6 protein-coding genes are annotated in these 12,304 nt (G+C 46.9%); 5 read left to right on the forward strand and 1 reads right to left on the reverse strand.

Annotation, left to right across the window (positions count from 1 at the left end; translation table 11 throughout):
• Positions 1-122: 122 nt before the first annotated feature.
• Entirely contained in the window at positions 123-590 is a 468-nt protein-coding gene (locus EWA64_RS09405; RefSeq protein ID WP_061893579.1) for a hypothetical protein, read from the forward strand.
• 78 nt (positions 591-668) lie between these two features.
• Here EWA64_RS09405 and EWA64_RS09410 read toward each other — a convergent pair whose 3' ends face one another.
• Positions 669-2,990 carry a Tex family protein gene (locus EWA64_RS09410; RefSeq protein WP_061893580.1) on the reverse strand — a complete coding sequence of 774 codons (2,322 nt, stop codon included), beginning with the start codon at positions 2,988-2,990 and terminating at the stop codon, positions 669-671.
• Positions 2,991-3,224: 234 nt separating this feature from the next.
• On the opposite strand from EWA64_RS09410, the gene greB reads away from it, so the two are divergent.
• The 4 genes from greB to ompR all read left to right on the forward strand — a co-directional run bounded on the left by greB (position 3,225) and on the right by ompR (position 12,259).
• Positions 3,225-3,707: a transcription elongation factor GreB gene (greB, locus tag EWA64_RS09415; protein ID WP_039422669.1), complete on the forward strand. Its 483-nt coding sequence runs from the start codon at positions 3,225-3,227 to the stop codon at positions 3,705-3,707.
• 229 nt (positions 3,708-3,936) lie between these two features.
• Positions 3,937-10,440 (forward strand): FG-GAP-like repeat-containing protein, encoded by a 6,504-nt coding sequence (locus EWA64_RS09420; RefSeq protein WP_061893582.1) that lies wholly within the window; start codon positions 3,937-3,939, stop codon positions 10,438-10,440.
• Positions 10,441-10,442: 2 nt separating this feature from the next.
• Positions 10,443-10,865 (forward strand): Imm26 family immunity protein, encoded by a 423-nt coding sequence (locus EWA64_RS09425; protein WP_061893583.1) that lies wholly within the window; start codon positions 10,443-10,445, stop codon positions 10,863-10,865.
• A 674-nt stretch (positions 10,866-11,539) separates the two neighbouring features.
• Entirely contained in the window at positions 11,540-12,259 is a 720-nt protein-coding gene (ompR, locus tag EWA64_RS09430; RefSeq protein WP_039422689.1) for an osmolarity response regulator transcription factor OmpR, read from the forward strand.
• Positions 12,260-12,304 lie beyond the last annotated feature (45 nt).

The following is a 12,304-nucleotide window of genomic DNA, read 5'->3' on the forward strand; positions in this document are numbered from 1 at the left end:
TATTGGTCGATAACTAAATGACCAAGGTTATTCTCACTGAAGGTTTTCCTCTCGGGAGCATGAATTGGCGCTGTTCGCAGCAATGCGCACGGCTGAGGGCGATTCTTTGAGGAGGTATCGCGATGATTGTGTCACCGACCACTGTGAGTGTGCCACTGATCGCCCCATCGGTAAATGTGCAAACAGAGCAGGTTGCGCGTGACAATCGAGTGCGTGAACCCGTCGCGCCACCCGTGGCACTGGCAAAGTCCAATGCGGAACGTAAAGTCAAAAGTGACGATAAGCGGCGACGGCAGTCGTCTTGGGATCCGACCGAGCATCCCGGCTACGAGATGGATACTGCGGATGGCATCGCGGTGTATCACGATGAAGCCAAAGATGCGATTGATCGGCTCTTTAGTTTGATATCACTGGGCAGTTACGCAGAAGATCAGGGCAAAGGCTATGCGATTCGTTACCGTCTACCTAAGCGCGTTTTGGATGCGGCGATAAAAGAAGGCGTGATGGAAAAGCGCCGAAAGATCATCAAATACCACTATGGTCATTCGGTCGTGCCCCACACTCCTTCGGAAGTGATTGCGGTGTTGTAAGCGCAATTCAATAAAAAACCCACAATGGGCAGCCGTTGTGGGTTTTGTTTTGCTCAATTAACTCTGTTGATTGCCGCGCTATTTTTTCGCTTTGGCAAAAGCAGCCGCAAATGCGCCGCCCATCGCACCACCGAGTGCATTGCTTTGCGGCTCATCACGACGTGGCGAGCGGCGCTCTTGAGCGGAGCGAGGCGCCGCGCCGCGTTGGCTGCGGTTATCTTGTCCGGGTTCATCGTTTAAGCGCATTGAGAGGGCGATGCGCTTACGTTGCACGTCCACTTCCATCACCTTGACCTTGACGATGTCGCCTGCTTTGACGACTTCGCGAGGATCAGAAACAAAGCGATCAGTCAGAGCGGAAATGTGCACTAAGCCATCTTGATGCACGCCGATATCGACAAACGCGCCGAAGTTGGCCACGTTTGATACCACGCCTTCCAAAATCATCCCAACTTCCAGATCGCGCACTTCATGGATGCCTTCAGCAAACGTGGCGGTCTTAAACTCCGGACGTGGATCGCGGCCCGGCTTATCCAGCTCTTTGATGATGTCGGTGACCGTTGGCAGACCAAAATGTTCATCAATGTAGTCGAGTGCACGCAGCCCTTTGAGGAAGGTGGAATCGCCGATCAGCGCTTTGACCTCTTTGTGATTTTTCTCTGCAATCGCCTTCACCACTGGGTAGGCTTCCGGGTGCACCGCCGAGGCATCCAGTGGATTTTTGCCATCCATAATGCGTAAAAAGCCCGCACACTGTTCAAACGCTTTTGGCCCCAAACGAGGTACTTTCTTCAAGGTTGCACGGCTAGCAAAGCGGCCGTTTTCGTCACGAAAATCGACGATGTTCTGCGCCAATGTGGTGGAAAGCCCGGCAACGCGAGTCAACAGGGCGGCCGAGGCGGTATTCACATCCACGCCGACCGCGTTTACACAGTCTTCCACCACCGCGTCCAGACGTTTTGCCAACATGGCTTGACTGACATCATGCTGATATTGGCCCACTCCGATCGATTTCGGATCGATTTTCACCAGCTCCGCCAGTGGGTCTTGCAGACGACGAGCAATCGACACCGCACCGCGCAGTGACACGTCCATATTCGGGAACTCTTTCGCCGCCAGTTCGGATGCCGAATAAACCGACGCTCCCGCTTCGCTGACCATGATTTTCTGTACTTTGAGGTTGCCGCGTTTGATCAAATCGGCCGCGAACGCATCGGTTTCACGTGAAGCGGTGCCGTTGCCAATTGCAATCAAATCGACATTGTGTTGCTTGATCAAGGCCGTCACGGTGTGCATTGCGCGATCATACTGGTTCTGTGGCACGTGCGGGTAGATGGTGTCGGTGGCCAGCACTTTTCCTGTAGCATCGACTACCGCTACTTTACAACCGGTACGCAGGCCAGGGTCAAGGCCCAAGGTGGCGCGTGGGCCAGCCGGAGCGGCCATCAACAGATCTTTGAGGTTAGTGGCGAATACTTCAATCGCTTCGATTTCGGCACGCTCTTTCATCGCGCCCATCAATTCGGTTTCCATGTGCATCGAAACCTTGATGCGCCATGCCCAGCTAATGACCTGTTTACGCCAAGGGTCGGCTGGTGCACTGCTGAGTGTCACGCCGTAGTGATCGGCAATCAGCGTCTCACAGTAAGATTGACGTGCGTTCTCTTCTTGTCCCGGATCGGCGTTGAGCGTCAAGCTCAAAAAACCTTCATTGCGGCCACGCAGCATTGCCAGCGCGCGGTGTGATGGCACCTTGCTGATGAGCTCGTTGTGCTCAAAGTAGTCTTTGAACTTCTCGCCTTCTTGCTCTTTGCCCGCCACGACGCGCGAAACAATTTCCGCATTACGCGTGAGGTGCGTGCGGATTTTTTCCAGCAAGTTGGCGTCTTCGGCGATGCGCTCCATGATGATCGCGCGTGCGCCATCCAGCGCGGCCTTGCTGTCTTCGACTCCTTTCTCAGCGTTAATGTAGCGCGCGGCTTCGCTTTCAGGTTCGGTCTGTGGTTGGTTCCACAGCGTATCGGCCAGCGGTTCGAGGCCCGCTTCAATCGCGATTTGCCCTTTAGTGCGGCGTTTGGGTTTGTATGGCAAGTAGAGATCTTCTAAGCGTGTTTTACTGTCGGCGCTGAGGATCTCTTTTTCCAGTTCGGCGCTCAGTTTACCTTGCTCGGCGATTGACTTAAGAATGGTTTGGCGACGGTCGTCCAGCTCGCGTAGATAAGACAAACGGCTATCGAGGTTACGCAGCTGCGTGTCGTCCAACCCGCCCGTCACCTCTTTGCGGTAGCGGGCAATAAAGGGCACTGTGTTTCCGTCATCAATTAGGGTGACGGCGGCGATGACCTGCTCTGGGCGTACATTCAGCTCCTGAGCAATCAGATTACAGATAGCTTGGCTCATCCGTGGGATCTCTTTGTTCTTCGTTAATGTGGCTAATATGGGGATGGTAATGCGTCGATTCCACCCCGCAATGTATGAATCGGCCAGCAAGGGCGCAGTGGGGGGATTAATAGCACGTTTCGCCGTGGCTTTTGAGAGCATACAGTCAATTCTTTGGCCTGCACTGGTAAAAGCGGGCAAAAGTCGTTACTTTTCGCTCCATCTGATTCCGTTCGAACCGATAAAGGAAAGTGCGTGAAAACCAAAATGATTACCCGTGAGGGGTACAACAAGCTCAAAAAAGAGCTCGATTACCTGTGGAAAGAGCAGCGTCCGGAGATCACACAGAAAGTGGCGTGGGCCGCGAGCCTTGGCGATCGCTCTGAAAACGCAGATTACACCTACAACAAACGCTTGCTGCGCCAAATTGATCGCCGCGTGCGCTTTTTGAGCAAATTGCTACCGGAAGTGAAGATTGTCGATTACGCGCCGCAACAAGAGGGCAAAGTATTCTTCGGCGCGTGGGTGGAAATCGAAAACGAAGCGGGCGAAGTGATGAAGTTTCGCATCGTCGGCCCAGAAGAGATCTACGGCGACGCCAAAGGCTACATTTCGATTGACTCCCCAATGGCGCGCGCGCTGCTGAAAAAACAGGTGGATGACGAAGTGCAAGTACCGACGCCAAGCGGCATCAAAGAGTGGTTTATTAACGCGATTGAGTACGAAAAGGGAGAGTGAGGAAGCTTTTGCGAATAGATTTAATATTCTTATTACAGATGTGCATATATTAATAATTTAATGAATAGTCAGTTGGAAATGAATGAATTATTGCATGTTCTAAATTACGGGTTTTTGTACTGTATTTTATTCAATATGATGTCTGATATTAATAAATTGAAATAATGTTCTGTGGGTATATTATTTCGCCTTTAAATTAGTTGGTCGTCTAGTATTTAAAGGCTTAATAATGGATTTAAGACAAGTAAGGAAGCTCTCTTCACTGCTGATCGCGTGCGTGGTGTCAGGATACAGTGATATATCATTTGCTTCATATTTAACCAATCTTCAACTAGAAAAAACATCAAATGGTGTTGAAAGTACAGGTGTTGCTTCTGTTGGCATTAACGGTAATGCAAAATACCATTATTCAATTCCCCTACCTAGCGGGATTAATGGTTTTACCCCTCAGCTCGGAATTTCCTACAATTCAAATCTGACCAAGGGTTCTTTAGGGTATGGTTGGACACTCTCTGGCCCGAAAAGTATAACTCGTTGCCAATCCAGTTATTTTGTAGATGGTGAACCAGGCTCTATCAGTGGTGAGCAGAGCGATAAGCTTTGTTTGAATGGCATGCGCCTTATCAATGTGGATGGTGAGTATGGCGCTGCTGAAACGGAATATCGCACTTTGAGCGACACCTATCAAAAAATTATTTTGCATCGAGGAATGCAAGATAGCGATAGTTGGTTTGAAGTTTGGGATTCTGATGGTGTTCGTTCTGAATTTCGCCAAAGCGTAAATTTAGAAAATGGTTCACCAATATTTTGGTATCAAACACAAATGGCCGATTTGTCTGGTAACTTGATCAATTATAATTATGAACCAGATTCATCAGGAACGAACCGGACACTCTATTTATCAACGGTAACCTATAATGGTTTTTCCGTTAAGATTAACTACGAAACGGCAAATCGAAAGCGCAGTTATTTTCGCGCAGGAAGTGAATTCTTAGATACGTTAAAAGTAAAAACGATTGATGTGTTTGCGGGCAGCAGCACTCTGGTTTTGACGGTTTCGGCTCACTATGATCCTAAAGATGCCAACCAAGATTTACTCAGTAAAGTCACCTTGAGCCGCTATAGCTCACCAGAAATCGATGCATTCACTATTGATTGGAATACTGACGGGGAGGAGGACTTCACCGATTACTCAGTTGCTCTGAGAGGTGATTTTAGTGAACGTCAATATTCATATCGAACCTTTGCCGATATGGATGGTGATGGTTTCCCTGATTTTGTTGGCATCAAGGATACAAGAATCTATGTAGCGTTTGCCGATGGAAATGGAGCTTTTTCATCCCCAGTGCGACTCACATACGGTATTCCCCCAAATCATCCACTTGTCACCAACAATGGAAAAGCACAAAGAAGTACCGAAAAGCGTATTAAATCTGCTTCTCTTCAAGAAAATAGAGGCAACGGTGAAGGTAAAGCACAAAACTTAGAGGAAGAAATTAAGGCGGATCTTCTTACAGAGTGGAAGGCTACATTCGAACCTAGATGGGTTGCCGATGTCAATGCAGATGGGAAGGCAGATATATTAGGTATGAGTCGTTTTGGAATGTCAGTGGCAGTATCTGCGGGACGCAATTTCAGAGATGCTGCACTTTGGTTGGATACTTTTGGTGATAAAGCAGTAGAGGGATGGCACCCCAACTTGACATTCAAATTTGCTGACGTCAATGGGGATGGTTTTAACGATATTGTCGGATTTTCTTCAGAAGGGGTGTACGTAGCCTTATCCGACGGGACTCAATTTAACCTACCTGAGCAATGGTCAAGCGAATTGGGGATTCGACCAGACTTTGGTGACAGAGATGTAGGAGATTTTAATGGCGATGGAATGGCTGACATCGTCGCGTTTACTAGCAAGGGAACTACAGTAGCGCTCTCGAATGGTAGATTTTTTGAGAAGAGCAGTCTTTGGTCAAGTCGGTTTAAGTCCTATAGCTTTTTAAGTGGTGACGGCAAGTCATTAATGTATGATCCTTTCAGAATGCTTAGTGGGTTGCCATTTGATACCAATGGTGATGGATTAACTGATATTGTCGGCTTTGCTGATACAGGATTTGAAGTTGCTCTATCAAATGGGAAAACTGCTGGTCTTCCAAAGCGTTGGAGCAATCATTTTGGTTTTAAGGCAGGCGGCTGGCGTGTTGGTGAACATCCACGCTTGTTAGCTGATGTCGATTATGACGGCATTCCCGACATCATTGGCTTTGCTAATGATAGAGTGCTTGTCGCGCAAGGGACTGGAAGTGGTTTCTTAGACCACGCCGGAGGGCTTCGTGCCTTTGGTACTCGAGCAGGTGGTTGGCGCGCAGAGGATGTGCGCACTTCAGTGGATTTGAATGGCGATGGGAAAATGGATCTTGTCGGTGTCAATGACTCTGGCATTCACACTGCGATCAGTCATTTCTCTTCTCCTCTTGTTAACGCTATCACGTCAAACTTAGGTAATGTTTCCAGATTTGAATACGGCACCTTGAGCGATACGGAAGTTTACCGTCGTGGACCTGACGCTCAATACCCGCAGCAGAATGTAACGTTTGGCATTGTGGTGAAAGGTTTATCCGTTTCAGATGGTATTGGCGGGTACAACGAGCTTGCCTATAAGTATGAAGGTAAAAAAGTGCACTTAATGGGTGCGCATAATTTGGGTTTTGAGAAAGTTCACCAGTGGAATAAAACAACCCATCAGGTAGAAAGCCGTACTTATCACCAAGATGTTGAAAATACGTTGCTTTACTCAGCATTGAAAGAGAAGGTGGTATGCCAGCTTACAAGTGATAACGAATTCAGTTTTGATTCCTGTTCGGTCGATTCTGCAAACAAACTGAGCGTGTTAACGAACCAATGGCACACCGAGAAAGCCATTGGCAATGGTCGTCCCAATGCGGCTAAATACCTAGCTCCAAGCTATAAATCACCCTTTGAACCACGTCAGCGTTTCAAGCAGCAGTTGATCAAGTCAGTCACCAAGACTTGGGGGCTTGATGGTGCTTTTTTACAAACAGTTACCATTGATAAAGCCTATGACAAACAGTTTGGTTACGTAAAGTCTGAGACAACGACAACCGTTGACCATATTCATAACCAAACCACGACGACCTCAGTCCTCAATGAGTATAAGCAGCCAAACTACGATAAGTGGTTAGTGCGTCTTCTAGAGAAAAAAACCATTGCGGTTTCACAAAGCAACGCCGCAGAGGGGGCAAAACTCAATACTCAAACCAAAACCTATGACTATGAATATGACGACAATGGTCGGCTGATCAAAGAAACCAAACAAAAAGGCACGGAGTTAGAAAGTGCCATCGAATATGGCAATTTTCACCGTGGTCTTCCTCAAATCATCACTGAACGGTGGTCGGCGGCACTGAGCAAAAATATTGTAGGAAAAACGGGAGCGCCTCAAAACTTTCGCCAAACGTTCAAAAGCTATGATAGGTATGGTTATCTCAGTAGTGAAACCAATGCGTTAGGTTACTCTAAAACGTATGGGTTTGATCCTGTGTTTGGCAGCTTGGTTCATCTGCGGGATGAACGAGCTAACGTTACCTTATATTACTACGACCAATGGGGCAGATTGATCGGCTCTCGTGAGCCAACTGGGGCATGGTCCACCATCTTATATGAACTGTCAGCAGAAGAAGGTGCGGTTTACAGTAAAACGGTTCGCTCTTCTAACGCCCCAGAGCAAAAGACTTGGTATGACGCGCGACATCGTGAAGTTAAATCGATGACACGAGTTATAGGAAACAAGCCGTATGCCTTTACGACGACGCGCTACAATGCGCTAGGACAAGTCGTGTCAAGCGGGGTTCCAAGTCCAAGCGAAGTCCCCGAAGCGACCACGGACTATCAGTACGATGCGTTGGGTCGAGTGACTCATATCAAGAAACCAGATGGCTCCTCATCTCGTTACCGCTACAGTGGTTTTACGACGGAGTTTACCAACTCTCGGGGCTACACCACGTCAACAACATTCGATGCTTTAGGGCAGAAAGTTGAAGTAAAAGACGCTGATAACAACAGTGTGTACTACCAATATGATGCTTGGGGAAATTTGGTTCAAACGGAAGATCCTAAAGGAAATCGTATTGAGGTTGGCTATGACATTTTAGGCAATCGCACGCGCCTGAAAGACCCGGATCTTGGCGTTGTTCATTACGCGACTAACGGCCTTGGTCTTGTTTATAAAACAGAGAAAAATCAAGACGTCGTTGTTAGCGAACACTTTGATCTGCTTGGTCGCATAGTGAAACGTGAGTCTAGCAAGGCTAATCATAAAGAGCCTGTACAAACTTGGAAATACCAAGCTCGAGGTGGTTTGCTTTCTGAGGCGTCTCAGGCCGGAAATGTAGAAAACTACGAGTATTTCGACAATGGGTTGCTGCAACACAAATACATCACAATTCTTGGGCAAAGTTATCATCAAGAATATGAGTACGATTTAACAGGCCGTCTGGAATTTCTCCACTACGGTAATGGGGTAGTTACCGAACAGGCTTACCATGAAAGTAACCGACTTTCGAAAGTTTACTTGTATAAAAAAGGCCTAACGGGCGCAAGAGACTTAGTTTGGTCTGCCAAAGATATGGACAGCTTTGGCAACATGACCGATTTGCAATTTGGCAATGGCTTGAGCTCGGTCTATCAATACCAAGCGGATACGGGCTATATCGATCGCACACAACTATTTAAAGGCAGTGAGGTCGTTAAAGAAAACCAGTACCGCTTTGATTCTGTCGGAAATCTGACCTATCGATCTGAACTGGATTCTCAGTTACTCAAAACAAAAGTGAAAACTGGCGAGAAGTTACTTGAGTCTGGAAGATCGGCTGGAATACGGGTTTCTTATGCGCACTATGAATATCAAATGGAGCTACAAGAATCGCTGAACTACGATGCTTTGAATCGACTGACTCAAAGTGATATATCACGCAGTGCGGTTATTTTAAATTCAAGAACAGAGAGCACGGAAACAAGCCTTCACGGCTATATGTCATTTGAAGACTGCCTGAAGCCGATTACGATACGTCCTGATCCTTTGCAACCTATTACGCATTGGAGTCAGGTAAAACCTAGTGATTTACTGGTTAATCCCCGAGGCATTGACTCTGTTTCTCGAATTGGAGGAATGCATGATGGCGCAATTAAGATTGAGAACAAAGTTTGTTTACCAAGCCAAGGAAAATCACCCTTTGCCGATGATACGGCATTGTCCAATGTTTCAGTGGCTTATGACGAGCTAGGTAACATAGAACATAAGCAGGATGTCGGCCACTACACTTATGGCGCGCTGCGAGTGGGAAGTTCAGAATATCTACCTCACGCCGTTAGCCAAGTTGTTTCATCTAACGGTCAGGTGCAAAAATTTACCTATGATGTCCATGGCAACATGCTATCGGGCGCGGGGCGCAGTATTCGCTACAACGCTAATCATAAACCTATCTCAATCAAGAAAGGCAATGCCACCACTGAGTTTGAGTATGGAGTGCATGGCCAGCGTTATTTACGTAAAGATACCACTGAGCGCGGTACCACCACCACACGTTATTTAGACTCGACAGAAGTCATCACACAGCCCAATGGTAAAACGACGTTTCGTTACTACCTTGGTGATAAAGCGATTTATGAGTATACGGTTGGTGATGTAAAGCTCTCTGGCATTAAATATCTGCATAAGGATCACCTTGGTTCTGTAATCGCTATCTCAAATGAGTTGGGCGATATTGAGCAGCGTTTTAGCTACGATGCATGGGGCAAACGTCGCGGAAGTGATTGGCAGCCGCAGTTGGAGCAAACCTCATCGATTGTCGGACGCTTGGGCTTTACGGGCCATGAAATGTTGGATGATGTGGGTTTAATCCACATGAACGGTCGAGTATACGATCCAACCTTGGCTCGTTTCTTAAGTGCAGATCCGTTTATTCAAGATAAATGGTTTGCAACGCAAGCATTTAACCGCTACTCCTATGTGCAAAATAATCCGCTGAGTTATTCAGATCCTACGGGCAAATTTGTCTTACAAGTGATAGGTGCAGCACTAACAGCCTATGATGTGTATAAGGCTTATGAAGAAGATGGTATTGCAGGAGCAGTTAAAGCTCTGGTTGAAGAGGGAATAGCGAACGTAGCAACAGGCGGTATTGCACGGATTGCCAAAATAGGTAAAAAAGTCGTTCAAAAAGTAGTGAAGAAAGTTGAAGATAGTAGTCAATCTTTACCAAATAATCAGTTACAACTAGCGGCTGCGTCCGACAATGCTCAATCGCTCAATCACATCGAAGATGCTAAGACAAAAGATGTCTCGATATCTAGCCCACAAATTGTGGCAAAAGATAGTGCGGATGTTACAAACAAAACAGGTAAGAAATACGTAACCTATACAGCAGACGATCTAGACAATCCGGGAAAAAAATATACGGGTAGGTGTAGTGGTACTTGCGATATGACGCCACAACAAATTTTGGACAGACGTAAGGCTGGCCATCATAGGAATTTGGGAGAATTAGAATTGGATCAGGTCACAGATTCTTATTCAGCTATTCGTGGTAGAGAACAGCAAGTACTGGAATCGTTACGAGAGCAAGGTTTGGCTACAGACCAAATAAATGGTGTCGGTCCAAGAAACAAAAAGAAAGACTCGTACATGGACGCAGCTAAGGAAGAATTTGGAGAATAGAAATGGCAAAAGTTAAGTATAAAGTTGGTGACATAGTTATGATACCTGTAAGTGATGATATGTTTGCCTATGGTAGATTGTTACAGGACGCATCAATAGCTATTTACTCTTTCGTCTCTAAAGGGCTAGTAGACGTATCTCGGTTAGAAAGTGAAGAAGTGTTATTTGACCCTGGAATATTTGATACGAATATTGCAAATGGGGAGTGGAAAATTATCGGAAACATTCCTTTTCACGATGCAGATGATAGTTGGCCAACACCAAAGTATATTCAAGATGTAATCAATCCTGATAAGTATCGCCTTTACTATAAGGGAGATATACAACCAGCTAAAAAACAAGATATTGAAGGACTAGAAAGGCAGGTTTTGTATAGGCCCGAAGAGTTGATCAAAGAGATAAAAAATCGAATTGTAATTTCTTAGTGGAACAAAGAGTAGAGCTAAAGAGGCCAGTGGAAAATTAAAAACAGTGAGTGGGAACACTTGCCATGTGTAGTGGCCAAATCACATTAGCCACTACAGTTTTTCGCTTTGCTAGATGAGGAGGAGAATGACTTTTTCTACCTCGTTGAGCCGATATTCGCATTTGTACGTGGAATGGAGGTTACGCTTGTTCAACTAATGCGGTTTGGGCTCCAGAGTTTGCCGGGTTCAAGATTTGAGTTATTTGTTCTGAAGAATGCGGACAAGCAGGGTATTGAAATGTATCTTGGGAAGATAACGAGTGAGCCTAATTATATCCACTCAAGCAGTGCTTGTGGGTTTAGTGATCCTCACCTTACTCTGCATTATCCCTACTTGGTATTTGCTTAAACTCGATCGGGCACTGTGCAACCGAGTGAGTTGAAGGGCATGCTTGCTGGAAGCGATAGCGGATTAAGTCGCTTTCAGCAAAGCAGCAGGAAGTTACAACGCCGAGCTTATCAATAGCACATGCACGGAGCACGCAACGCAGTTTGAAGTGCGCTGGCAACTCGCCTAATCTTCCACTAAAAGGTAATAAACGCTAACAATTCTTTGTGCTTAAGTGTGCGAATTGATGTTACATTTTACTCGGCCGAATTGGGTGGCGATTTTGCAGATAGGTGGACAGACAGATGCAAGAAAATTATAAGATTTTGGTGGTCGATGACGATGCTCGCTTACGGGCGCTTTTAGAGCGTTACCTTTCTGAGCAAGGTTTCCAAGTGCGTAGTGTCGCCAACGGAGAGCAAATGGATCGCCTACTGACGCGCGAAAACTTCCACCTGATGGTGCTGGATCTCATGCTACCGGGCGAAGATGGCTTGTCGATTTGCCGTCGTCTGCGTAACGCCAATAACATGCTGCCTATTTTAATGCTGACCGCCAAAGGCGATGAAGTGGATCGCATTGTCGGCCTCGAAGTGGGCGCAGATGACTATCTACCGAAGCCGTTTAACCCGCGTGAGCTCTTGGCTCGCATAAAGGCGGTGCTGCGTCGTCAAATCATCGAACTGCCGGGCGCACCCAGCTCGGAAGAGAAAATCGTCGAATTTGGTGAGTTTCGCTTAAACCTTGGCACGCGAGAGATGTTTCGTGGCGATGAGCCGATGCCGCTCACTTCCGGTGAGTTTGCCGTGCTGAAATCGCTGGTGACCAATGCGCGTGAGCCAATGTCGCGCGATAAACTGATGAACATGGCGCGTGGCCGTGAGTATTCCGCGATGGAGCGTTCCATCGATGTGCAAATCTCCCGTTTACGCCGCATGTTAGAAGAAGACCCAAGCAAACCGCGTTACATTCAAACCGTGTGGGGCTTGGGTTATGTGTTTGTCCCTGATGGCAAACAGGCCTAAAGCGCGACATAATTCACTCCACAGTCCCTGGCTTTGCCCAGGGAT

This window comes from Vibrio cidicii, from assembly GCF_009665415.1.
In the GTDB taxonomy this organism is placed as follows: domain Bacteria; phylum Pseudomonadota; class Gammaproteobacteria; order Enterobacterales; family Vibrionaceae; genus Vibrio; species Vibrio cidicii.